Consider the following 23,262-nt stretch of genomic DNA (forward strand, 5'->3'; position numbering starts at 1 on the left):
GCATGTGATGAACGACACGCGGCCACGAGCAACCATCCACGCCCTCCCGTGCGTCTTACACAGCAGGAAGACCACCGGCGGGTGGAAACTCCCTGATCGAGCACGGCCCGCGACGTCCCGGAAGACGGGGTCGCCCTGGCACCGCCGATCCCACGCACGAGCCTCAGCCCACCCATCGAACGAGGCCGCGAGCGAACCCGCCGGGAACGGTGGCACGTATCACCTGACGGTGGGCGGTTCGACCGCCCGGTCCGCGCGTGCCCCCGAACACGCGCCAGCAACCGGCCCTCCCGAGGGCCACTACCTACGGGGAGCGACGATGACCACTGTCAGCACGCACGCGCGCCGCGACACCGGCCACGGCACGAAGGGCGCCGCGACCATAGAGAACACGCGACGTTACGAGCGCGACGTCCTGCCGCTCGCCGACCCGCTGTACGCCAGTGCCGTCCGCATGACCCGCAACAGCGCCGACGCCGAGGACCTCGTCCAGGAGACCCTGGCCAAGGCCTACATGAACTTCCACCAGTTCCAGGAAGGCACGAACCTCAAGGCGTGGCTGCACCGCATCCTCACCAACAACTTCATCAACACCTACCGCAAGAAGCAGCGTGAGCCCCAGCGCGCCGGTTCCGAGGAGCTGGAGGAGTGGCAGATCGCGCAGGCCGAGGCCAGCTCTTCCGGCTTCCGCTCGGCCGAGTCGGAGGCGCTCGACCGCATCCCCGACTCCGAGGTCATCGACGCCCTGCGCGCCCTGCCGAAGGACTTCAGGGACGCCGTGTACCTCGCCGACGTCGAGGGCTACCCGTACAAGGAGATCGCCCAGATGATGGGCACTCCCATCGGCACGGTCATGTCGCGCCTGCACCGTGGCCGCAAGCAGCTCCGCGAGTCCCTGTCCGGCCTGGTCCTGGCCGCGTAACGCGAAGAATCCCGCCAAGGCGGACAACACCCGATCCCGCAACTACCCCGTGGTTGCGGGATCGTCCCGTCCCAGGGCGTGAGGAATCGCGCCCGGTGGCATGAGGGGTCGTTCAACGGGTACCGAGAGCGAGACTCACACGGTCAGCGCCACCCCCAGCCATCGTCGTGACCACACAACAACCTCGACACGCGCGATCGCGTCCGAAGGCAGGTTTCGAGCTCGCGAGAAACCTGATCGCGCAGCGAGCCGAAGCGATGCCAGCGATCGCCCGCGTTTCTCGACGATGGAGGCCCCCCCGGGGCCGAAGGAGGAGAGAAATGCAAGTCAAACACGTGATGACGCCGGATCCGCAGACCCTGCCGTTGGACGCGACGCTGTACGAGGCCGCCCGGGTCATGCGGGACCGCGGCATCGGGGACGTGCTGGTCACCTACGCGGGACGGCTCTGCGGCGTCGTCACCGACCGCGACATCGTCGTGCGGGCCGTGGCGGAGAGCCGCGACACCGCGCTCACCCCCCTCGGCGACGTGTGCACGGCGGAGCTGACGACCGTCCGTCCCGACGACGACACCGGGAAGGCGGCGCGGCTGATGTCGGAGCAGGCGGTCCGGCGGCTGCCCGTCGTGGACGACGAGCAGCGCCCCCTCGGCATCGTCTGCATCGGTGATCTGGCGACCGCCGACGGGCAGCCGGGCCCGCTGACGGAGATCAGCAAGGCGCCACCGAACAACTAGGCCAAGACCAGGGGGAACACACATGAGCCCGCGACCCTGGGACGCGGTGCCGCAGGATATCGTCGGAGGGGTGACGGCCACCGAAACGGTCCTGACGGATCAGCTCGCGTTGGAGATCGCCCGGCTGGGCATGGTGGGCGAGTCGTCCGACATCGGAACCCTGCACCGGGTGACGGAGCTCGCCTCGCGCGGGATCCCCGGCTGCGCGGGCGCGGCGAGCGTGCGCTGGGAGTTGCCGAAGACGTCGGGCGCCGATTCCGGTGCGGCGCTGGGGTTGCCGCCCGATCCGTCGCAGGAGGTCCCGCGCGTCCCGTTGCAGAGCACAGGGCCGGAGACGCCGCCGCCGCTGCCGGAGGACATCCGGCCCGAGCCGCTGGCGGCCGCCGCCAGCCATCCCGATCTCGCCGAGGTGACCGACCGGCAGCTGTCGCGCGGGCACGGCCCGATCTTCGACGTGGTGCTCGACCGCCGGGCGCTGACGTCGGACGACATCCTCGGCGAGACGCGCTGGCCGGAGGCGATGTCCGACATGCTGCGCCGGGGGGTGCGCTGTTTCACCACGACGCCGCATCTGAACCCGCCGGTGCTGGTCACGCTCACCCTGTACGGGGTGACACCGAGGGCGCTCGGCCATGGGCGGAACGCGCTGGCGTCGCTGCTGATCGCCCAGGGCAGCGCGGCGGTGACCAACACCCGGCAGTACGACGACGCGCACCGCACGGCCGTCCAGTTGCAGCAGGCGGTGGAGGCGCGGGCCGTCGTCGACCAGGCGAAGGGCATCCTCATGCACGCGCTCGGCTGCGACGCCGACGAGGCTTTCGCCGAGATGCGCCGCATCTCGCAGACACGTCACGTGAAGCTCACCGCCCTCGCCCAGCGTATCGTCGGTCATCAGGGCCTTCCTTAGGTCATGAACTAGGAGCACACAGCTGCGGCGCATAAGCTGCGCACTGCCGGGGTCGCGCGGAGCGGCCCAGGCGATCGTGGTCCGGTCCCGCCGGGGCGGGCACCGGCCTGGTTCCGCCGTGTGACGCGGAGGAGAGGGAGACCAGATGCACGATCAGCCCGACCAGCTCGAACCCGAGTCCCTGATGCGTGAGATCACGGACCTCGAAGGACGCATCGGCGAACTGCGCCAGGCCGCGGGCGTGCCCGAGCCCGACCTGCGCGCCACGCTGGACGCCGCGCTGGTCGAGCTGGAGCTGGCGCTGACCGTGCTGCGGACGATGGGCGCCGAGCCGCCCGGTGAGCAGGGCTGGTCGGCGGCGGCGGAGACCGAGCGGCGGGTGCTGCGCACGGCCTTCCAGGACGCCCCGGTTCCGCTGTTCCTGCTCGACCGGCACACGGGCGTCCGGCGGCTCAACCGGCAGGCGGCGGCCCTCCTCGGCACGTCCTCCGGCTACGTGTCGGGCAAGCAGTTCACGGCGTTCTGCGACATGGCGACCCGCGCGGCGGTGCGGTCGCAGTTGGCCGCGGTGATCCGGACGGGTCGCCGACGCAGCGTCCAGGTCAGGTTCCTGGGGCGGGAGCGTCCGGTGGACGCCGTGGTGACGCTGGCCCGGGTGTGGATCCGCGGCGAACCCGACCCGATGGTGGTGGTGGCCGCCGGTCCGACGACCACGCCCATCGGCGACGTGTCCGCCGCGAAGCCGCCGAAGGGCAGGCAGGTCTCGACGGGCTCCGCCCACGCGCGGGCCGAGCGAGGCGCCGCGCCCGACGACGAGGCCGTCGCGACGATCGTGCACCGGATGGACGTCCTCGCGACCGCCAGCGAGCTGCTGCTGGACGAGCCCGTCTTCAACGAGACGGTGGCGATCCGGCGCTGCGCCCGGCTGCTGGCCGCCGAGCTGGCCGACTGGGCGTTCATCGACCTGACGGCCCCGGGCAACGGCGGCCCCGGCCCGTCCTCCCCCGGCGGCGCGCACGCGGCTGGAACGTCCCCGCGCGCGGCGTCCCGCACGGGTCCGCTGCTGCGCAGGCAGGTCGTGATGGGCCCGGACGACGAGTTCTCCGTGGAGGCCGCCCGGACGCTGGAGGAGGTCGACCCGGTCGACGGGACGCTGCCCCTCACGGTGTTCGTCACCCGGCAGAGCACGCTGCGGCCCCATGTGGAGGATCTCGACGTCCTCGGCGTCTGCCGGGACGGCCAGCCGGTCTGCACCAAGATCGGCGTGACGTCGGTGCTGAGCGTCCCGATCGAGGACGGCGACCGCGCCATCGGCACGATCACGCTGGCGGCGAGCGGCGAGTACGGCCCGTTCGACCTGATGGACCTCGGTCTCGTCCAGCGCCTCGGCCGCTATCTGGCCCTGGTGATCAGGGCGTCCCGGCTGTACCGGCGCCGCGCCGAGGTCGCCGAGACGTTGCAGGCGGGGCTGCTGCCGAAGTCGCTGCCGTCCATTCCCGGGGTGAGCGTGGCCGCGAAGTACCTGACGGCGACGCACGGGTCGGAGGTCGGCGGCGACTTCTACGACGTGTTCCGCACCGTGAACGGCTGGGGCCTGATCCTCGGCGACGTGTGCGGCAAGGGCGAGGACGCGGCGGCCGTCACGGCGACGGCCCGGCACTGCGCGCGGCTCGCGTCGCGGTGGAAGTCGGGCCCCGGCGACGTCCTCGGCATGGTCAACGAGGCACTGCTCGACGAGGACCGTTTCGTCACCGCCGTCATGGCCGGGCTGACGCTGGAGACCGAGCGGGTGGTGGTGTCGCTCGGCACGGCGGGCCACCCCCCGGCGATCGTGGTCCGCGCGGACGGGGTGATCAGGTCGGCGTCGCGCGGCGGCGTCCCGCTCGGCCTGTTCGACGATTTCGAACCCGGGCTGGACGTCATCGAACTCTCCGTCGGCGACACCCTGATCCTGCATTCGGACGGCGTCCTCGAAGCGTGCGACATGATGCGGCAGGAGTTCGGGCAGGAACGCCTGCTGGAGGCCCTCGCCGCGCACGCGGGCGACACCCCGCAGGGCATGCTCACCGCCGTGGAGCAGGCGCTGGTGGAGTACTGCGACGGCGACCTCCGCGACGACGTGTCGATGCTGGCGATGCGCGTGGAGCCGCCGTCTCTCGACTGACTGATGACCCTTTTGTGGGGTAAAGCAGACCTATGACCAGCGATCCCGCGGACAAGCCGCGCAACGAGACGCGGCACGAACGTCTCGACCGGCAGTTGATGGAGCTTCTCCAGGGTTTCCGCGTCGCGGTCACCGGTGTGCAGGTGCTGTTCGCGTTTCTGCTGACCGTGCCGTTCTCCGCGAACTTCGACAGGGTGGACGGCGGAGGCCGTCCGCTGTTCTACATCGCGCTGTTCGGGGCGGCGTTCGCGTCGATCTGCTTCATCGCGCCCGTGTTCCAGCACCGGATCCTGTTCCAGCTCGGGCAGAAGGCGCTGCTGATCCGCCGCGCGAACCGGTTCGGGATCCTCGGCGCGTTCGCGCTGGCCGTCTCGATCACCTCGGCGACGGCGCTGATCGTCGAGTCGCTGGAGGACACGGCGGCCCTGACGGTCGTCGTGGCCGTGATCGTGCTGGCGCTGTGCGGGTGGGCGTGGTTCGTCCAGCCGTACCTGACGCGTCTGGCCGCGCACCGCGCGGACATCGACAAGGACGCCTGAGCCCCGGCCGCGGGCGGCGGCCGGGGCTCTCACTTGGCGTCAGTTGTCAGTAGGCGCGGCCGAAGATGACGCGCTTGCCGTAGGCGGACGGGCGCTCGCACTTCACGCACACGCCGGTCTCCTCGGGCGCCTCGGACGGGATGACCCGGGGCGTCGCCGCCGTCTCGGACTTGATGTCGTCCTCGCACGTCGGCTCGCCGCAGTGGAAGGCGCGCACCCAACCGGTGGCGACACCTGCGGTGAAGGCGTCCCAGGCGTCCACGACGGCGGTGTTGTCCTCGCGGAACGTCTCGGCCCGCGCGAGCAGGAACGACTGGAAGTCGGCGAGGATCCCGGGCAGCAGCTCGGGAAGCTTCTCCAGCGGGATCTGCTCCTTGCCCTGCCCCTCGACGGTCGGGAGCCGCCGGACAAGCGTGGCCACACCGGCGTCGATGTCCCGCATGCCGAGTTCGACGCGGATCGGGACGCCGCGCATCTCCCACTCGTTGAACTTGAACCCCGGCGACAGTTGCGGACGGTTGTCGTCCACGTGCACCCGGATGCCCATCGACTTGATCGCCGCGCCGAGCCGCCGGGCCTCGGCGGCGGCCTGCTCGCCCTGCTCCTTGCGTCCGATCGGGACGACCACGACCTGGTACGGCGCGAGCCGCGGCGGCAGCACCAGGCCCTTGTCGTCGCCGTGCGTCATGATCACGGCGCCGATCATGCGGGTGGTCATGCCCCAGGACGTCGTGTGCGCGAGCGTCAGCCTGCCCGCCTCGTCCTGGTACTGGATCTCGAACGCCTTGGCGAAGTTGGTGCCGAGGTAGTGCGAGGTCGCGGCCTGGAGCGCCCGGCCGTCCCGCATCATGCCCTCAAGCGTGTAGGTGCGGACGGCGCCCGCGAACCGCTCGCCCGGCGTCTTCTCGCCCGCCACGACCGGCATCGCGGCGAGTTCCCGGGAGACGCCCGCGTAGGCGTCCAGGGCCCACATGGTCTCGCGCATGGCGTCGTCCTCGTCGGCGTGGGCCGTGTGGCCCTCCTGCCAGAGGAACTCGGTCGTGCGCAGGAACAGCCGGGGCCGCATCTCCCACCGGACGACGTTCGCCCACTGGTTCAGCAGCAGCGGCAGGTCGCGGTGCGAGTCGATCCATTTGGCCATGTACTCGCCAATGATCGTCTCGGACGTCGGCCGCACCACCAGCGGCTCGTCCAGCTCCTTGCCGCCCGCGTGCGTCACGACCGCCAGCTCCGGCGAGAACCCCTCGACGTGCTCGGCCTCGCGCTTGAGGTAGGACTCGGGGATCAGCAGCGGGAACGAGGCGTTGTCGTGCCCCGCCTCCTTGATCCGCCGGTCCAGGTCGGCCTGGAGCAGCTCCCACACCCGGTAGCCGTACGGTCGGATGACCATCGTGCCGCGCACCGGCCCTCGGTCGACGAGCTGCGCCTGCACGACCAGCTCGTTGTACCAGGCGGAGAAATCCTCACTCTGCGGCGTCACACCTTCTCGACTCACGGCCATAGGGTACTGACTGCCGCGACGGGCGACGAACGCTTTCACCCGCTCACGGTCGCTTCGCTACCCTCGCGGGATGCGCTGGTCCCAGATGTTCGCCCCCACGCTCCGCGACGACCCGGCGGAGGCGGACGCCCCAAGCCACCGGCTGTTGCTGCGCGCGGGCTACATCCGGCAGCTCACCGCCGGGCACTACTCGCTGTTGCCGTTGGCCGTCCGCGTCCGGGCGAAGGTCATCGCGATCGTCCGGGAGGAGATGGAGGCGATCGGCGCGCAGGAGATGCTGCTGCCCGCCCTGCACCCGGCCGAGCCGTGGAAGCGCTCCGGCCGCTGGGACCTGATGGGCCAGGAGATGTTCCGCCTCCAGGACCGGCGCGGCGCCGACCACGCCCTCGGCATGACCCACGAGGAGATCTTCGTGACGGTCGCGCGGGAACTGAACTCCTACCGGCAGCTGCCGCAGCAATGGTACCAGTTCCAGACGAAGTTCCGGGACGAGCCGCGCCCCAAGGGCGGCCTCATGCGGACACGCGAGTTCACCATGAAGGACGCCTACAGCTTCGACGCCGACCTTCCCGGCCTGGACGCCTCCTTCAACGCCTACCAGGGCGCCTACACGCGCATCTTCGAGCGGCTCGGCATCGCGGCGCTGCCGTGCGAGGCGTCCAGCGGGGCGATGGGCGGCTCCGACTCGACCGAGTTCATGTGCCCGTCCGACGTCGGGGAGGACTTCGTCGTCCACTGCCCCGGCTGCGGATACGCGGCCAACATCGAACGCGCGACGTCCGTCCTCCCCGCCACGTCCGACGCCCCCGGCCTCCCCTCCCCCGAACGCTTCGACACCCCCGGCGTCCGCACGATCGACGATCTGGTCGCCTACGATGCCCCCGGCGAGCGACAGATCAAGACACTCGTCCACATCCTGGACGGCACGCTCACGCTCGTCCTGCTCCGCGGCGACCATCCCCTCAACGAGCAGAAGCTGAGGGACGCGACGGGCGCCACCGACGTCCGTCCCGCCGACCCTTCCGAGATCCAGGACGCCCTGGGCGCTCTTCCTGGCAGCCTCGGCGCGGTGGGCGTGTCGCTCCCGGTGATCGCGGACGAGGCGCTGCGCGGCCGCCGCGACATGTTCACCGGCGCCAACACCGACGACGTCCACCTGCGCGGCGTCGATGTGGACCGCGACATCGACGTCGGCCTGTGGGCCGACCTGCGCGAGGTCACGGCGGGCCAGCGCTGCGTCCGCTGCGGCGAACGCCTGGAGATCCGCCGCGCCATAGAGGTCGGCCACATCTTCAAACTCGGCGACCGCTACGCCCGCGCCCTCGGCGCCGAGGTCCTGGCCCCGGACGGCCGCCGCGTCCCAGTGATCATGGGCAGCTACGGCATCGGCATAGAACGCGCCATGGCCGCGATAGTCGAGACCCACCACGACGACCGAGGCATCGTCTGGCCCCTCTCGGTGGCCCCGTTCCAGGTGGCCGTCGTCCCCGCCCAATCAGACGACCCGGCCGTGGCCGAAGCCGCCGAAACCATCTACCAGGCCCTGCGCTCAGAGGGCATCGAAACGGTAATCGACGACCGCGCCGAACGAGCGGGCGTCAAATTCCGCGACGTAGAACTGACCGGCATCCCCTTCCGCGTCACCATCGGCCGTCGCGGCCTGGCCGAAGGCACCGCCGAAGTAACGACCCGCACCACCGCCGAAACCACCAAACTCCCCTTGGACTCCGTCCTCACGCACCTCCAAACCCTTCTCACCGCATAGACGGCCCACCTTCGCCGATCAGCTTGCGACAGAGGTCAAAGGCGGGCTTGGGCTGATAGCCACTGCTGGTCAGCCCGAACTGGGACATCGGCTCGGGACGAGTGGAGTCGGCGTCCCGCAGACCGAACAGTTCGTGGTGGGTGACGTTGAGGCGCGCGGCGGTGGCGGCCACCGTCCGGATCATGATGCCGAGCCGGTCGGCCTGATCGTCTGCTGTGCGATCGGTCCCCGTGGGAGTGCCGTTCTCAGCGACGTGGATCGGCACGTCCGGGCCGAGGTGCGCGCGAGGCATGTTCTGCTCACGCAGTTGCCTCAGCGCATGCTCGGTAAGCCCGGCCACGGCGGACTTCGGGACGGGAGAGAAGGCGTCCGGATAGAGCCCGAGCCCCATGTAATCGACATGGGCCGCGAAATCCGCAGGTGAGAGCGCCTCCAGGTGCGCCCAGAACTCTTCGTCACCGCCGAGGAACTCGGGCGGCTCGGCCACGGAGAACCCAAGCCGAACGTCACGATGCCCGGCCGCGTCGAGCAGGCGGCGGGCATGACGCGTCCCGGCGATGAGGGCATCGAGGACGCCGGGCGAACTGCCGTCGATCCAGGGCAGCTTGAAATTCGGCTCCAGGGTGATTTGCAGAAGCCGGGCGACGGCCCCATACCGCCGAACCGCCTGCCCAATGAAGTCCAGCCAGCCGTCAACGTCGCGCTCGACGGGCAGGTAACACAGGACCAAGTCGAGCCGACGATTTCCTGCCGTGTACCACTCGTCGGGCATGGTCAACTCGCGCATCCGCCGTTCGGGCTCCAAAACCCGGACCTTCTCCGGGTCCGCAGGCGTCCCGAGGAAATGCAGATACTCGCGGACGACGAATGGCCTTCCACCGCTCAACCGGGTGACCAGGTCGTCGATGGCGTTGGGATCGTCCGGCGGGCCCACGGTGGTGGCCACCTGACCGGCCGCGTAGATGCCGTACGTCAATCCGCTCATGTCCGCTCCGTCCCCGGCCACGCCAGTTCGCCGTCGTCGATGCGCGTGATCAGCGCGCGGAGCCATTCCGCCTCCGAACGCAGCTGGTACAGGACGAAGTCGACCTCGATCATGGTGATCTCCATCGGGCCGCGACCGGCCGCCTGCTCCAACTCCGTGATCCGCTCCTCCACGGACGCCTGCCGCTCGCGCAGCACGTCCGGGGCCTCGGCGGGGTCGAGCGCGCCGAGATAGGCCAGGGCGTCCACGAACGCCGAAGTGGTGACCTTGGCCTCGCGGATCTGCCGCCGCACCCGCTCCCTGAAGACGTCCCAGCCCTGCTCGGTCAGGGCGTAGACGGTACGCGTCGGACGGTTGCCGACCTGCTCGACCTCTGTCGGGGCCACCCACCCGGCGACCTCCAACGACCGTACGAGCGTGTAGACCGAGCCGCTCTTGGCGTTCACGTACGGATAGCGCTCCTTGAGCGCGACCGCCAGCGCGTACTGGTGCCTCGGCTGCTCCACCAGGAGCCCGAGCAGCCGCAGGGCCAGCGGATTGTCCACCGCATTCAATGGCATACCCGTATAATATCAGTCGTATACGGGCATATGCCATCGCAGGCGCTCGGCCGCCACTTCGGGGCGGCGGTGAGAATTTGGTAACTTAAAGTCACTACTCACATGCCGTGAGTGTCCATAGGCTGGCCGTATGCCTATACCCACTGAGCCAATCGGCAGCATCCCCCGCCCGCTCGAACTGCTGGCCGCCCCGCCCTCGGAGCTGTCCGCCGCCACCGGGCGTGCCGTCCGCGAGACCATCCAGCGTCTGGAGGAGACGGGCTCGCCGGTGGTGACCGACGGCGAGCAGGCCAAGCCGAATTTCGCCACCTACCCGATCGCGGGACTGTCGAGCCTCTCCCCAGACGGCGCGGTGATCCCGTACGCCGACGGGCACCAGCGGCAACTGCCCCGGCTGACCGAAGGGCCGTTCCGCTACACCCATCGCGCCGTGGACTACCTGAAGACGGCGCAAAGCCAAGCGAGCGTGCCCGTCAAACAGGCGGTGATCGCACCGTCGATGCTGAGCCTGTTGTATCCGCCCGAAGGCATCGACGGATATCCGGTCAAGGCGTTCCTGGACGACCTGGCCAGCGAGGCCGAAGCCGACATCCGCGCCTGCCTGGACGCCGGGGCGCACGTCGTCCAACTCGACTTCACCGAAGCGCGGCTGTCGCTCAAGCTGGACCCGTCCGGGAGTCTGCTGGACAACTTCATCACGCTCAACAACCAGGTGCTGGAACGCTTCTCCAGCGAAGAACGCGCCCGCGTCGGCGTCCAAAGCTCCCCCGGCGCCGACCAGGACTCCACGCACAGCCTCGACGTCGACTACGCCGACCTGCTGCCGAAGCTGCTCCAACTCAGGGCCGGGGCCTTCTACCTCCAGATGGCCAGTGAAAGCGACCCCGACCGTGCCCTCAGCATCATCGCCGAGCACCTGCCCGCCGACGCCCGCGTCTTCATCGGCGTCATCGACCCGATCGACCCCGCCGTAGAGACGCCCGAGCAGGTCCGCGACCGGGTCCTGACCGCCGCCCGACACCTCCCCGCAGACCGCCTCGGCACCTGCGACGACTCCGGCTTCGCGCCCTACGCCGACGACACCTCCACCTCCCGAGAGACCGCCTTCGCGAAAATCGCCGCCCGCATCCAAGGCACAGCCCTGGCCGCCAAGGAACTAGGTCTGTAACCCGCACCACCAGGCCCTCCGGAACACAGCCCCGTTCCGGAGGGCCTACGCATGCCCACCTCCCCCACACCATTGCCAGAACCATCAAGCGCCTTTGAATTCCATCCCACCTCACCTAGGCACCCTTCTCGACGGGCAGTATTGGGCATCTTCGGGCAGGGCGGCACTGGGCACAGAAACTCAAATAGGACAATATTCTCCATTGTCAAGATCGCTTTAAACTCCAGCCACAAAAACACTTCCCCAGATCTCGAGGTGATGGCACAGTGGTCCCCAGAACGCCATCGACCACCAGAGCACAAACGATCAAGGAGGGGTGCACGCGGATAGGCAAGCACGGAAAGACCAATTCGTGCGGAACCTGCGGCGGGACGGGCAAGATCCCGCTCTCGGCAGACGGCCACAAAGGAAAGGGAGTCGAGGAAAAGACGTGCCCCACCTGCAACGGGAGCGGAAACGCATGACGGAGAGCCCAGTCATCTTCCCTCAACTGCCACCGGTCGACCGTCGTACGTTCGTCCCTGATGATGTCTGGGTCGTCGAAGACGGCGAATGGGTACGCGTGTCCCGTCACGATGACCTCACCAAGTGGGAACTACTGGTGACATCCGAGGATTCGATAACGACCGAACTCAAGAAGAACACCTGGCCGAGGTCGTCATCGTCCAGCCCCCTGGTCATGGCGAGCATGATCGCGGCGCTGAAGGTGACGCCGGGCATGCGGGTACTCGAAATCGGGACAGGGACGGGCTGGAACGCGGCGTGCCTGGACGCCCTCGGCGCCGAGGTGATCTCCGTAGAGATCGACCCCGCGATCGCCGACCGCGCCCGCGCCAACCTGCGCAGGGCAGGGCAGGGCATCCGAACGTGATCGTCCTCACCGGCGACGGCGAGAAAGGAGCGGTCGACCACGCACCATTCGATCGAGTGCTCTCCACGGCGGCGGCCCGCAACATCCCCTACACATGGGTGGAGCAATGCATCGACGAAGGGCTGATCGTGACCCCCTACACGGGTGAGGGGCACAGATGGGCACTGCTGGTCCTCACCGTTTCAGCGGGAGTCGCCTCGGGCGGGATGAACGGCACGGCATCGTTCATGCCCTTGCGCGGCCAGGGCCTGTCACCGGTCGACCAGCGGGCCATCGAATGCCACGACGACCTCCACATGACGGTGACCGCGTCGGGCCAGACTCTCACCTATTCCCAGGGCTGAGGCGACACGGCCGATGAACCTGGGGGGATGTCCACCAGCCGTGCCGCGCCCAACGGTGATGAGCGGCGCCCATCACCAGCTCATCGTCTGAAACGAGCCGTCTCGGCCTGCCTGACCAAGGCGTCCCGCAGCAGCGGCGCCGTGGGGAACATGAGCGTCGGCTCGACCCCGGCCCGAGGGTCGTGCAGGCTCGCGACCCACTCCCCCAAGCCGCCGTCCCGCTTCACCGCCCGCCAGACCCGCTACCCGCCGAAGTCAGCCCGCAACCGCCGCAGTTCCGTTTCGTCCTGCCCTCGCGTGTCCATCCCCGACCTTTCGCTACTCATCCCGCCTTCCGATTTCGTATTCAGCCTGACATGCCAAGCCACGCAATGAAATCAACCAACCACCACCGCTGCGGCCCCATTTCCAAGATCGACCGCACCTTTCAACAAGGTGCGAACTCCCCGGAGGACAGCCATGCCCGCTCAGTCCGAACCTTACGAGGCACCTGCCGTCACCAATTTCGCGGAGGAACTGGAGTGGCGGAGAACGCACGCCGAACTCACCAAGAAGGCACTCGCCGAGGTCCTGGGCTTCGCCGACTCCTACCTCGGCCAGGTCGAGCTGTGCAAGAACCTGCCCTCCCAGGAATTCGCGGAGGCCCTCGACACCTACTTCACGACCGAGGGCCTGTTCGGCCGACTTCGCAAACGGATCGTAGAAACGCGCCACATCTCGACACTGCCGCCCGGCTTCACTGCCTACGTCAAGCGCGAGAACGAGGCCCGCTCGGTGCGCAACTTCGAGCTTGCGCTGGTCAACGGGATCCTGCAGACCGAAGACTACGCGCGCGCAATGATCGGCGCCTACTCAGCGGGGAAATCCGTCGACGAGCTGGTGGCGGACCGGATGAAGCGAAAGGAGATCCTCACCCGCCCGAACCCGGTAAGCGCATGGTTCGCCGTCGATGAGTTCGCGCTGCACCGAATCATCGGAAGCCCCGCCATCATGAAGGCTCAGTTCCAGCACCTCCTGGAACTGAGCGAACTCGAGAACGTCATGGTGACAGTAATCCCAAAGGAAATCGGCTACCACGTGGGACTCACGGGAAGCTTTTACGTTCTCGGCTTCGAGGACGGCGCCAACGCGGCCTATGTGGAGTCGGCCGGTATTGGACTGCTGATCGAAGAACCCGCCCGGGTCGGCGAGTATCTTGAGCGGTACAGCTCGCTTCAGGGGCACGCGCTGCCTCACGGTAAGGCATCGCGGAACCAGATCAAGCAGATGATGGAGACGTTGTGAACTCACGGAAGCCGTCAGTCGAGTGGCGCAAGAGCACTTACAGCGGCCACGAGGGGGGATCGTGCGTCGAGGTGTCCAACCTCGCACCCATGATCGGCGTCCGGGACTCCAAGGACCCCGAGGGACCCAGACTCGCCTTCTCCGCCGCCGCCTGGCGCACCTTCACCACCCAGATCAAGGCCGACCGACACGATCTCGGAGGCTGACCATAAGCACGGCCCAGTGGCGCAAGAGCAGCCATAGTGGTCACGGAGGCGGAGCATGCGTCGAAGTCGCGGTTTTCTCCCCCGCCATCGTTGTCCGCGACTCCAAGAACCCGGGCGGGCCCGTCCTCGCCGTCACCACCACCGCTTGGCGCATCCTCGCGTCCCAAATCAAGGTCGACCAACACAACCTCAGCGGCTGACGCGGAGGAAGACGGACGTCACGGACTAGCCGCTCGTGCTGGCCGGGCGGCAAGCAGATGGCGAGTTGAAAACCTCCCAGGCCCTCTCGGGTCACCCGAGGATGGCCCACGACGGACCGACGCCCCCGCGAGGGGCGCGGGGTAGGACGCGGTCCACCACGCCACCACACTCTGGGGTGCCCAATGTGAGCGGCTACGTTGAGGAGCTCTGAGGCATGTCCTGCACCGTCACCCTCGGGATCCCCATTGCACCCGGTTGCTGACGTGAACTCAGGACGCTATCCGGCGTAGTCCAGAAACTGGTGGATCGGGGGCGATTCTGCCCGAAGCGGCCAACTGTGCCCCTCCCGAACGAGCCTGCGCCGCGCAGCCCTCAAGGGGGATAGCCTGTCCATATGAAAATGCCTGACTCTCCTTGGTGTGACGTGGAACCCTTGCGGCATCTCAACGGTGACCTCACCTCGGTGCTTGAGTCTGTTCAGGCCCTCCAAGGTGCTTGGCGGAGAGTGGTGTCCGCGAACGACGCCGCCTTTCAGAAAGCCCGACAACGTTCGATGCGACGGCACGCAATTGAAACGGGAATCATCGAACGGCTCTACGATGTTGACTGGGGAGTCACGGAGGCGCTCGTCGCCGAAGGTCTCACCGCAGATGCAGCCGCGCGTGTCAACGGCGAGGTCTCCGAAGATGTGCTGGAAATAATCCGGTCACAGTACGACGCCCTGAAACTCCTTACTCAGGCGGCTCGCGATGGTCGCGATGTGTCGGTTTCCTTGATCAAGGACCTTCATGTGGTGCTCACTCGACAGCAGGCTACTTACACTGCAACGGGACCCACAGGGATGACCTTCCCAGCTACGCTTCATCATGGGGAATGGAAGACCCAGCCAAATCACGTCACACGGCCTGACGGCTCGAAGCTGGAATACACCCCACCCGATCACGTTGCAGTCCAGATGGACGAGCTGGTCAGGCTGTACAAAGAAACGGAATCCTCACCTCCCCTGACCCGCGCCGCCTGGCTACATCACCGGTTTGTGCGAATCCATCCTTTCGAGGATGGGAACGGGCGAGTGGCCAGATGCTTGACCCTCCTTGGGCTGCTAAAAGAAGATCTTGCCCCTCTGGTCGTGGATCGCAGGGAACGCAACCGGTACTTGCGCTGCCTTGATTCGGCGAACGAAGGAGACCTTCGTCCTCTCGTCCGCTTCTTTGCAGAACTGGAGATAGCAGCCCTCCGCAGCGAGCTTGAGCGTCCTCCCACAGCGTTGGGGGAAGGCGAGATGACCGGCGGCGCCGTCGCCGTCCTGGAAGCCGGAGTCGAGCGACTTCGCAGCCTCCAGATGGAGACGGGAGCGGCGGAGCGCGCCCGCAAGACGGAGAGACTCGCCACCGGCGTCCAACAGCGCGTCGAAGCATGGATCGAGAACGCGTCCCAGCAGTTCAAGAACATTCTGTCCGGGATCGACTGCGATTCCCAGGCAACACACCAGAGCGCGGCACCCCCGGACGAACGAGCCAGGTTCTGGCACCGGCAAGTCGTCCAGGCGGCGCGGAGTGTTGATTTCTTCGCCAATACGCAGTCCGGGGTATGGTGGACGAGGCTTCTGCTATTCGCCTTGGGTCAGGAGTTGAGATTCCTGGTCTTCATCCAAAAGGTGGGCCGAGGCGAAACCGGTGTTCTGGCTCTAACCGTGTACGGTGAGATTTTGAGCCGGGACGAGGACGAGGCAGCCAAGCAGGACGCGGAACGCGTCGTGATCTCTTCTCCCACCGAGACCGTGACTTGGATCTACAGTGACTCCCCCGAGACGCACTGGGATGACGTTGTCGAGGTTCTCAACGCAAGCCTAGCGGCGGCGCTTTACAAATTCACCTCGTCGCTCGGCTGACCCGAGTGCGCCTTGCACGGCGCGGGGCGCGGAAATTCGTTTGACGGGACGGCGATCACTTTCGAGACTCGGGTCCATGGGACACGTTGAGGTTGGGCATGTGCGGCATACGTTGCCGGACGGTCGTGTTCTGCTGGACGACGTGTCGTTTCGGGTTGGGGACGGTGTCGTCTCCGCGCTCGTGGGTCCGAACGGGGCCGGGAAGACGACGTTGCTTCGGTTGATCGCGGGGGACGTCGCTCCGCAGGAGGGGACGGTCGCGCACAGCGGTGGGCTTGGTGTGATGCGCCAGTTCATCGGTGGGATGCGGGACGACTCGTCCGTCCACGACCTGCTGTTGTCGGTCGCGCCGCCTCGGGTTCGGGAGGCGGCGGCCGTCGTTGAGGCGGCCGAGCTGGCGATGATGGAGCGGGACGACGAGCCGACCCAGCTTCGGTACGCCACCGCTCTTTCTGGATGGGGCGACGCGGGCGGGTACGAGATCGAGGTCCTGTGGGACGCCTGTTGCGTCGCGGCGCTGGGGATGCCGTATGACTCCTGCCGGTGGCGTGAGGTGAGGACGCTTTCGGGTGGTGAGCAGAAGCGGCTCGCTTTGGAGGCGCTTCTTCGCGGCCCCGACCAGGTTCTTCTTCTGGACGAGCCGGACAACTATCTCGACGTGCCAGGGAAACGGTGGCTTGAGGAGAGGCTTCGGGAGACGTCCAAGACCGTGCTTCTCGTTTCCCACGACCGAGAGCTTCTCGATCGGTCCGCTGATCGCATCGTGACCGTGGAAGCCGGGAAGGTCTGGGTTCACGGTGGACGGTTCGCCGGTTACGCCGCTGCTCGGCGTGATCGCATTGAGCGGTTGGAGGAGCTGCGGCGGCGGTGGGATGAGGAGCACGCGAAGCTGAAGGAGCTTGTCAACACGCTTCGGATCAAGGCCGCCGTCAACGACGGGTTCGCGTCGCGGTATCGGGCGGCGCAGACGCGGCTTCGGAAGTTCGAGGAGGCGGGGCCGCCCGAGCTGCCGCCGCGTGATCAGAGTCTGCGGATGCGGCTGCGGGGCGGGCGCACCGGTAAGCGGGCGGTGATCTGCGAGAACCTTGAGCTGACCGGGTTGATGAAGCCCTTTGATACTGAGGTCTGGTACGGCGAGCGTGTCGCCGTTCTGGGTTCTAACGGGTCTGGGAAGTCGCATTTCCTGCGGCTGCTGGCTGCTATTGCCGAGGTTCTGCCGCGTGGCGCGATCTCGGTGGCGCCGGTGGCCCATGCTGGGACGGCGCGGCTCGGTGCCCGGGTCGTTCCCGGGTTGTTCGCGCAGACGCATGCTCGTCCTGATCTGGCCGGGCGGACGCCGTGCGAGATCGTCATGACGGAGCATGCTCGGCTGCGCAATGACGCGATGAACGATCTCGCCCGGTACGAACTCAACGTGTGTGCCGAGCAGCCCTTCGAGACGCTGTCGGGTGGCCAGCAGGCTCGTCTGCAAATCCTGCTTCTGGAGTTGGGCGGCGCCACGCTCCTGCTCTTGGACGAGCCCACCGACAACCTGGATCTGGCCAGCGCCGAGGCTCTCCAGGAGGGCCTGGAGTCATATGAGGGCACCGTCCTGTCGGTGACCCATGACCGTTGGTTCGCGCGGTCGTTCGACCGGTTCCTGGTGTTCGGCGCGGACGGTTCCGTCTACGAGTCCGTGGAACCTGTCTGGGACGAGGCCCGGGTCGCCCGTCCCAGGTAGGCGTCACTTCTTCAGGGGCGCCTGGAGGCTCCAGACTCGGCCGTCGGGGTCGCGGACGGTCATCTCCCTGGTCCCGTAGTGGGTGTCCTCGAACGGGGTGACGACCTCGACGAGCGGGGCGGCCGGGCGGAACACGTCCGCGTCGGCGACCTTGAAGGCGATCTGGGTCTGCGGTTCGCGGTCCTGCGGGATCTCGGAGATGAAAACGTACGGGCCGTCGCCGTTGCGGAGCATCCCGGAGGCGTGGTCGGTCTCGAACTCCAGCTCGTAGCCCAGCGCCTGGAAGAACCCGGCGGCCTTGCCGAAGTTGTGGGTCTCCAGGAACACGGCCTCGATTCCTTCGGTCATGTCACTCATCCCCTTCTCTTGATCGCTCTTGTTGCCCGGGTGCGTCCAGGTAAGCGCGCAACGCCTCGGCAACCAGCGCCGACAGGGACGAACCCGTTTCGATGGCGTGATGCTTGACCTGCCTGATCAGGTCGACCGGCAGGTACACGTTGAACTGCTTGACCTCTGCACCACCCATGACCTGAATGCTAGCATCCTAGCTTGGTAGAAAACTAGTCAGTGTGGTGGTTGACGCTCCCGACAGGGTTCGGTGGGGATTCACGCGGCATGCCAAGGAAAAAGTAGGATCTTCCACAGGCGGCCAGACCATTTCGAGGAGTCGACTATGCCCCCATCCGGTGCCACTTCCGGCGGCTCGTCCTCGAATCACACCCCCCACCTGCCCGAAGACGCGCAGGCGCGGTTCCGTACCGACATCGCCTCGCCCGCGCGGACGTGGAACTACTGGCTCGGCGGCAAGGACAACTACGAGGTCGACCGGATCGTCGGGGACGCCACGGCCGCGCTGAACCCGGAACTCATCCGGCAGGCGAGGCAGGGCCGCCAGTTCCTGAGCCGCGCCGTGCGGTACCTGGCGGCGGAGGAGAGCATCCGCAATTTTCTGGACATCGGCGCCGGGTTGCCCACCGAGTCCAACACCCACCAGGTCGCCCAGCAGGTCGCTCCCGACGCCCGCGTCCTGTACGTCGACAACGACCCCATGGTTCTTGTCCACGCGCGCGCCCTGATGCGCGGAACCGCGCCGGAGGGGATCACCGGCTATCTCGACGCCGATTTCCACGATCCTCTGCGCATTCTGGACGAGGCCGCCAAGGTGCTGGACTTCGACCGTCCGATCGCGGTGATGTTCATGGGCGTGCTGGGCTTCTGCCCGGACTACGAGGTCGCGCGGCAGGTCGTGGTCGACACGATGGCGGGTGTGCCGTCGGGCAGCTTCCTGGTCCTGTGGGACTGCACGGACACGTCCGAGGAGGCCCGGCTCAGTACGGAGAAGTACGCCGAGTCCGGGACGCTCCCCTACAACCTGCGCACCATCGACCAGGTGAACGGTTACTTCGACGGTCTGGAGAAGGTCGAGCCGGGCGTCGTCTCCATCTCGGCGTGGCGGCCGGAGGACGAGGCCGCGCACGTCCACGGCTATGGCGCGGTGGCCCGCAAGCCCTAGCGGGGACGAGGACGTCCGCGGGCACCGGGTCAGCGCGGTGGGCCGACGATTACCTGGCCGTACGCGTCGGCCGCCGCCGACAGGGCCTCCTTGGAGATCTCGAAACCGTCCGGCCTCGGGGTGGACAGGTCGCGTCCGGCCTGGCGGAACATCCCCTCGATGCCGCCGGGCGTCGCCATCATGAGCAGGTCGGCCCGGTCGGACGTGACGCGGTAGCCGTGCGGAATGTTGCGCGGCAGGTAGACGATGCCGCCCTCGGACAGCTCCATCTCCTCGTCCCCGGCCCACAGCAGGGCGCTGCCCTTGATCAGCATGAAGACCTCGTCCTCACGGGTGTGCATGTGGAAGGGCGGGGCCTCGCCCTTCGCGACCTCGAAACGGCCTACGGTCAGTTGGCCGTCGGTGGCGGCGGCGTCCAGCAGGACGGAGAAGACGCCGCCGTCGAGCCATTCGAGCTTCTGCTGCTGCTCGCGCTGCGCCAGGTACGGGATGGACATCATGCTCCTTCGGGAATGAGGGCGCCGACGATGGGAATGAGCTTCTGCCCGGTCGGGGACGTCCAGTCGCCCGCCAGTTCGGTGAGGACCATGTTGGTCGAGGCGATGACGGCCCCCGCGTTCTCCATGCGCCGCAGGGCGATGTCGTCGGCCAGCCTGGTCATCGAGCCGCCCGCGTCGGCGACGACCCGGACCCGATACCCGTCCTGGACGGCGCTCAACGTCGGGTAGACAGTGCAGACGTCGTTGGTCACCCCGGCGACGATCAGGTTGCGGCGGCCGGTGGCCTTCACGGCGGCCTCGAAAGCGGGGTCGTCCATGGGGTTGACGACGCCCTGGCGGCGGATGCGGTTCTCGGTCTCCACGGGGGCGATCTCGGCGAAGTCCGGGAGCAGCGGGCCCTGCGCGCGTTCTTCGAGGGACGTGGTCAGGACCAGGGGCATGTCCAGCGCCTTCGCGGCCTTGGCGAGCGCCAGCACGTTCGCCTTGAGCTCGTCCAAGTCGAACGAGCGCACCCAGCTCAGGATGCCGGTCTGGTGGTCGATGAGGACGACCGCTGTGTCCTCGGGGGTGAAGAGGTCGAGTGCCATGGGGGCTTCCCTTCGGGTAAAGCGGAAGATTTCGTCCGCTTTAACGTGCGAGGGTGCCGGGTGATTCCCGGTGCTCGACTACCGTTGGTCCGCGACGACCGTCAGCAGGTGAGAGAGGCTCGATGACCGAGGGGGGACGCGGGCGACGACCGCGCCGGGACGCCGAGGCCAACCGGGAGCGGCTGCTCGCCGCCGCCGTCACCGTGATGCTCCGGGAGGGACGGGACGTCCCGCTCGCCACCATCGCCGCCGAGGCGGGCGTCGGGATCGGCACCCTGTACCGGAGGTACGCCGACCGGCAGGCGCTCATGCACGACCTCGAACACCGCGCCTATGACCTGCTCGTCGGCATCCTGGCGGAGATCGACGGAACGGGCGGCACGGGGCTGGACTCGGTCGGCGAGTACCTCGCGCGGTGCTTCGCGGTGGGGGATCAACTCGTCCTGCCACTGCACGGCGCGCCCCCGCTGATGACCCCGGAGGCCGTGCGGGCGCGGGCGACGATCGACCGGCGGCTGAACGACCATCTCGATCGGGGCCGGGCGGACGGGAGCATCCGGGCGGACGTCAACGCCACCGACGTCATCGCGTTCGCCGCGCTCATCACGCAGCCCCTCTCCTATGGTCCGGACTGGCCGCGGATGGTGCGGCGGCAGATCGCGCTCTTCCTGAACTCGCTGGCATCGGACGGCGCCGTCCCGGGGCCTCCCATCAGGCAGGACGACATCGAAGGCGCTTCGCCCGCAACGCCGCCATTGATGGATAAAGTGCCCGGATGCGGGTGGCAGTCACGGGCGCGGCGGGGTTCATCGGGAGCCATGTGACCGACGCGTTCTCGGCCGCCGGGCATGAGGTGCTCGCCGTCGACGTGCCCGGACGGTCGCCGACCCCGGAGCTGGCGTGGCGGACGTGGGCCGAGGTCACGGCGCGGCCGGGTGTCGTCGCCATGGAGGCCGATCTGGCGGTGGCCGACCTGTCCGCCGTGGCCGCCGCTGACGTGGTCGTCCACCTGGCGGGACGGCCCGGCGTGCGCGACTCGTGGGGTGCGGGACGTGCCGTCGCCGAACGCGACAACGTCCTCGCGACGCGGCGGTTGCTGGCCGCCTGCATGGAGCGGCCGGAGCGGCGCGGGCCACGGGTCGTCGTGGCGTCGAGTTCGTCGGTGTACGGGTCGGCGGGGCCGCGACCGAACCGGGAGGACGATCCGCCGAGCCCGGTGAGCCCGTACGCGGTCAGCAAGGTCGAGGTGGAGCGGCTGGCGAGGGTGGCCGCGCGGGATGGGCTGCGGACGGTCCTGCTCAGATACTTCTCGGTGTACGGGCCACGGCAGCGTCCCGACATGGCTTTCCACCGGTTCGCGGAGGCGGCCCTGGACGGGCGGCCCCTGCCGGTGTTCGGAGATGGACGCAGCTCTCGATCGTTCACGCATGTCCGGGACGTCGTCGCGGCGACGCTGGCGGCCTCGGCCGAGGACCTTCCGCCCGGGGTCGTCATCAACGTCGGCCACGCCGAACCGGTCACGGTGACGGACGCGATCGCGCTGCTCACCGGCGTGCTGGGCGTCCGGGCGGAGGTCAGGCGGGAGGCGCCGGTGGCCGGTGACGCCGCGCGGACCTGGGCCGACACCGACCGCGCCCGGCGGCTGCTCGGCTGGACGGCCACGACCGATCTCGCGGCGGGCCTCGCCGACCAGATCGCGTGGCACCGGACGCTGCGGGAGGTGCGGGTCGGATGAAGCACAGGGCCGCCTATGTCGCGTTCGACCGGTTCCCGTCCAGCAAGGGGTCGGCGGTGCACATCGCGCAGATGGCCGACGAGCTGTTCCACGGGTTCGGCGGCGGGCTGCTGGCCGTGCTCGGTGGCGGCGGCCTCCCCCGCTACCAGCGGGAGGGGACGCGGGAGGTCGCACGGTTCGACGCGCAGGTGCCGAACCTCATCGACAGGGCCGAAGAGTTCTCCAAGTGGGTCGCGGCCCATCTGGAACCGCATCGAGACACTCTGGAAATCTGCCACGTCCGCGACCCGTGGAGCGCGCTGCCAGCGGTGGCCGACGGGCGCCGCCACCGGGTGGTGTACGAGGTCAACGGGCTCCCGTCGATCGAGATGTCGCACACCTGGCCGTGGGCCGCGCCGGGGACGCTCGCCAAGGTCCGGGAGCTGGAGCGGTTCTGCCTGGAACGCAGCAACGCGGTCGTGGTGCCGTCGCGGGTGATCGGCGCGGCCGTCGAACAGCTCGGCGTTCCGGACACCAAGATCCATCTGGTGCCGAACGGGGCGGAGGTCGCCGAACGAAAGGAACGCCCCGAGGGTGCGCCCGAGCGTTATCTGGTCTATGTCGGGGCGTTGCAGCCCTGGCAGGGGTTGGACGTGTTGATGCGCGCGTTCGCGAGGCTCGCCGATCTGGACGATCTGCGGCTCGTCGTATGCGCGTCCGTCCCGGAACGGCGGGCGAAGCCGGTGCGGCGGCTGGCGGAGCGGCTCGGGATCGCCGACCGGATCGACTGGCGATTCACGTTGCCGCACCACGAGGTGGCGGCATGGCTCGCGCATGCGGAAGTGTCCGTGGCGCCGTTGACCGGCTGCGCCCGCAATCTCGACCAGGGCTGTGCGCCGTTGAAGGTCATCGAGTCCATGGCGGCGGGCGTTCCGGTGGTGGCTTCCGACCTACCCGCTGTGCGGGAACTGATGGTGGACGGCGTGCACGGGCGGCTCGTCCCCGCCGACCGTCCCGCCGAACTGGCGCGGGCCGTCCGGATCCTGCTGGAGTACCCGGACGAGACCGCCGCGATGGGCCGCCAAGGACGTGAGCACATTGAGGAACATCTGACCTGGGCACGGTCAAGGGCCCGACTGGCAGAGGTCTACCGTACGATCGCGCCGACGGAGCTTTAGGGGTG

General features: G+C 68.2%; 26 protein-coding genes. 18 read left to right on the forward strand and 8 right to left on the reverse strand.

Going from position 1 to position 23,262, the window contains the following annotated elements:
- Positions 1–319 precede the first annotated feature (319 nt).
- The 5 genes from ABD808_RS34645 to ABD808_RS34665 all read left to right on the forward strand — a co-directional run bounded on the left by ABD808_RS34645 (position 320) and on the right by ABD808_RS34665 (position 5,269).
- Complete coding sequence (locus tag ABD808_RS34645) at positions 320–922, forward strand: sigma-70 family RNA polymerase sigma factor (protein WP_344906397.1); 603 nt, start codon at positions 320–322, stop codon at positions 920–922.
- A gap of 320 nt (positions 923–1,242) precedes the next feature.
- The gene (locus ABD808_RS34650; protein ID WP_344906400.1) at positions 1,243–1,659 is read left to right on the forward strand and encodes a CBS domain-containing protein; all 417 of its coding nucleotides are present in this window, start codon (positions 1,243–1,245) and stop codon (positions 1,657–1,659) included.
- Between the two features lie 70 nt (positions 1,660–1,729).
- Complete coding sequence (locus ABD808_RS34655; RefSeq protein WP_344906403.1) at positions 1,730–2,566, forward strand: ANTAR domain-containing response regulator; 837 nt, start codon at positions 1,730–1,732, stop codon at positions 2,564–2,566.
- Between the two features lie 145 nt (positions 2,567–2,711).
- Positions 2,712–4,730 carry a SpoIIE family protein phosphatase gene (locus ABD808_RS34660; protein WP_344906406.1) on the forward strand — a complete coding sequence of 673 codons (2,019 nt, stop codon included), beginning with the start codon at positions 2,712–2,714 and terminating at the stop codon, positions 4,728–4,730.
- Positions 4,731–4,762: 32 nt separating this feature from the next.
- On the forward strand, positions 4,763–5,269 hold the full coding sequence (locus tag ABD808_RS34665) for a DUF6328 family protein (RefSeq protein WP_344906409.1): 507 nt from the start codon (positions 4,763–4,765) through the stop codon (positions 5,267–5,269).
- A gap of 46 nt (positions 5,270–5,315) precedes the next feature.
- Here ABD808_RS34665 and proS read toward each other — a convergent pair whose 3' ends face one another.
- The gene (proS, locus tag ABD808_RS34670) at positions 5,316–6,764 is read right to left on the reverse strand and encodes a proline--tRNA ligase (RefSeq protein WP_425549013.1); all 1,449 of its coding nucleotides are present in this window, start codon (positions 6,762–6,764) and stop codon (positions 5,316–5,318) included.
- 76 nt (positions 6,765–6,840) lie between these two features.
- On the opposite strand from proS, the gene ABD808_RS34675 reads away from it, so the two are divergent.
- On the forward strand, positions 6,841–8,535 hold the full coding sequence (locus ABD808_RS34675; protein ID WP_344906415.1) for a proline--tRNA ligase: 1,695 nt from the start codon (positions 6,841–6,843) through the stop codon (positions 8,533–8,535).
- Here the strand turns inward: ABD808_RS34675 and ABD808_RS34680 are convergent.
- Both ABD808_RS34680 and ABD808_RS34685 read right to left on the reverse strand, forming a co-directional pair.
- Entirely contained in the window at positions 8,525–9,511 is a 987-nt protein-coding gene (locus tag ABD808_RS34680) for a glycoside hydrolase family protein (protein WP_344906417.1), read from the reverse strand. The genes ABD808_RS34675 and ABD808_RS34680 overlap by 11 nt on opposite strands.
- Before the next feature lie 5 nt (positions 9,512–9,516).
- Positions 9,517–10,080: a PadR family transcriptional regulator gene (locus ABD808_RS34685; protein WP_344906420.1), complete on the reverse strand. Its 564-nt coding sequence runs from the start codon at positions 10,078–10,080 to the stop codon at positions 9,517–9,519.
- Between the two features lie 130 nt (positions 10,081–10,210).
- Between ABD808_RS34685 and ABD808_RS34690 the strand changes: the two genes are divergently transcribed.
- From ABD808_RS34690 to ABD808_RS34700, 3 genes are all read left to right on the forward strand, one after another.
- Positions 10,211–11,248, forward strand: coding sequence for a uroporphyrinogen decarboxylase/cobalamine-independent methonine synthase family protein (locus ABD808_RS34690; RefSeq protein WP_344906423.1), 1,038 nt, complete (start codon positions 10,211–10,213; stop codon positions 11,246–11,248).
- 460 nt (positions 11,249–11,708) lie between these two features.
- Positions 11,709–12,119, forward strand: coding sequence for a protein-L-isoaspartate O-methyltransferase family protein (locus ABD808_RS34695; RefSeq protein ID WP_344906426.1), 411 nt, complete (start codon positions 11,709–11,711; stop codon positions 12,117–12,119).
- Positions 12,116–12,463, forward strand: a complete 348-nt coding sequence (locus ABD808_RS34700) for a hypothetical protein (protein ID WP_344906429.1) — start codon at positions 12,116–12,118, stop codon at positions 12,461–12,463. Before ABD808_RS34695 ends, ABD808_RS34700 begins: the two co-directional genes overlap by 4 nt.
- Before the next feature lie 80 nt (positions 12,464–12,543).
- Here the strand turns inward: ABD808_RS34700 and ABD808_RS34705 are convergent, their stop codons facing one another.
- Positions 12,544–12,672, reverse strand: coding sequence for a hypothetical protein (locus ABD808_RS34705; protein WP_344906432.1), 129 nt, complete (start codon positions 12,670–12,672; stop codon positions 12,544–12,546).
- A 250-nt stretch (positions 12,673–12,922) separates the two neighbouring features.
- Here ABD808_RS34705 and ABD808_RS34710 point away from each other — a divergent pair, with 250 nt between their 5' ends.
- From ABD808_RS34710 to ABD808_RS34730, 5 genes are all read left to right on the forward strand, one after another.
- The gene (locus tag ABD808_RS34710) at positions 12,923–13,747 is read left to right on the forward strand and encodes a DUF5753 domain-containing protein (RefSeq protein WP_344906435.1); all 825 of its coding nucleotides are present in this window, start codon (positions 12,923–12,925) and stop codon (positions 13,745–13,747) included.
- Positions 13,744–13,953, forward strand: a complete 210-nt coding sequence (locus tag ABD808_RS34715) for a DUF397 domain-containing protein (protein ID WP_344906438.1) — start codon at positions 13,744–13,746, stop codon at positions 13,951–13,953. Before ABD808_RS34710 ends, ABD808_RS34715 begins: the two co-directional genes overlap by 4 nt.
- A gap of 2 nt (positions 13,954–13,955) precedes the next feature.
- Entirely contained in the window at positions 13,956–14,153 is a 198-nt protein-coding gene (locus ABD808_RS34720; RefSeq protein ID WP_344906705.1) for a DUF397 domain-containing protein, read from the forward strand.
- A gap of 509 nt (positions 14,154–14,662) precedes the next feature.
- Positions 14,663–16,045 (forward strand): Fic family protein, encoded by a 1,383-nt coding sequence (locus ABD808_RS34725; protein ID WP_344906441.1) that lies wholly within the window; start codon positions 14,663–14,665, stop codon positions 16,043–16,045.
- A gap of 76 nt (positions 16,046–16,121) precedes the next feature.
- Positions 16,122–17,765, forward strand: coding sequence for an ABC-F family ATP-binding cassette domain-containing protein (locus ABD808_RS34730; protein ID WP_344906444.1), 1,644 nt, complete (start codon positions 16,122–16,124; stop codon positions 17,763–17,765).
- A 3-nt stretch (positions 17,766–17,768) separates the two neighbouring features.
- Here ABD808_RS34730 and ABD808_RS34735 read toward each other — a convergent pair whose 3' ends face one another.
- Positions 17,769–18,113, reverse strand: coding sequence for a VOC family protein (locus ABD808_RS34735; protein WP_344906447.1), 345 nt, complete (start codon positions 18,111–18,113; stop codon positions 17,769–17,771).
- A 1-nt stretch (position 18,114) separates the two neighbouring features.
- On the reverse strand, positions 18,115–18,291 hold the full coding sequence (locus ABD808_RS34740; RefSeq protein ID WP_344906450.1) for a ribbon-helix-helix domain-containing protein: 177 nt from the start codon (positions 18,289–18,291) through the stop codon (positions 18,115–18,117).
- Positions 18,292–18,438: 147 nt separating this feature from the next.
- Between ABD808_RS34740 and ABD808_RS34745 the strand changes: the two genes are divergently transcribed.
- Positions 18,439–19,278, forward strand: coding sequence for an SAM-dependent methyltransferase (locus tag ABD808_RS34745; protein WP_344906453.1), 840 nt, complete (start codon positions 18,439–18,441; stop codon positions 19,276–19,278).
- A gap of 29 nt (positions 19,279–19,307) precedes the next feature.
- Here ABD808_RS34745 and ABD808_RS34750 read toward each other — a convergent pair whose 3' ends face one another.
- Complete coding sequence (locus tag ABD808_RS34750) at positions 19,308–19,778, reverse strand: cupin domain-containing protein (protein ID WP_344906455.1); 471 nt, start codon at positions 19,776–19,778, stop codon at positions 19,308–19,310.
- Positions 19,775–20,365: an isochorismatase family protein gene (locus ABD808_RS34755; protein WP_344906458.1), complete on the reverse strand. Its 591-nt coding sequence runs from the start codon at positions 20,363–20,365 to the stop codon at positions 19,775–19,777. The genes ABD808_RS34750 and ABD808_RS34755 overlap by 4 nt, the downstream gene beginning before the upstream one ends.
- Before the next feature lie 122 nt (positions 20,366–20,487).
- Here ABD808_RS34755 and ABD808_RS34760 point away from each other — a divergent pair, with 122 nt between their 5' ends.
- From ABD808_RS34760 to ABD808_RS34770, 3 genes are read left to right on the forward strand one after another with little or no spacing between them, the layout of a single operon-like run.
- Entirely contained in the window at positions 20,488–21,189 is a 702-nt protein-coding gene (locus ABD808_RS34760) for a TetR/AcrR family transcriptional regulator (RefSeq protein ID WP_344906461.1), read from the forward strand.
- Positions 21,141–22,100, forward strand: coding sequence for an NAD-dependent epimerase/dehydratase family protein (locus tag ABD808_RS34765; RefSeq protein ID WP_344906464.1), 960 nt, complete (start codon positions 21,141–21,143; stop codon positions 22,098–22,100). Before ABD808_RS34760 ends, ABD808_RS34765 begins: the two co-directional genes overlap by 49 nt.
- Complete coding sequence (locus ABD808_RS34770; RefSeq protein ID WP_344906467.1) at positions 22,097–23,257, forward strand: glycosyltransferase family 4 protein; 1,161 nt, start codon at positions 22,097–22,099, stop codon at positions 23,255–23,257. The genes ABD808_RS34765 and ABD808_RS34770 overlap by 4 nt, the downstream gene beginning before the upstream one ends.
- Positions 23,258–23,262 lie beyond the last annotated feature (5 nt).

Origin of the sequence: Actinomadura meridiana (assembly GCF_039537545.1) — a bacterium.
Taxonomy (GTDB): Bacteria; Actinomycetota; Actinomycetes; order Streptosporangiales; family Streptosporangiaceae; genus Spirillospora; species Spirillospora meridiana.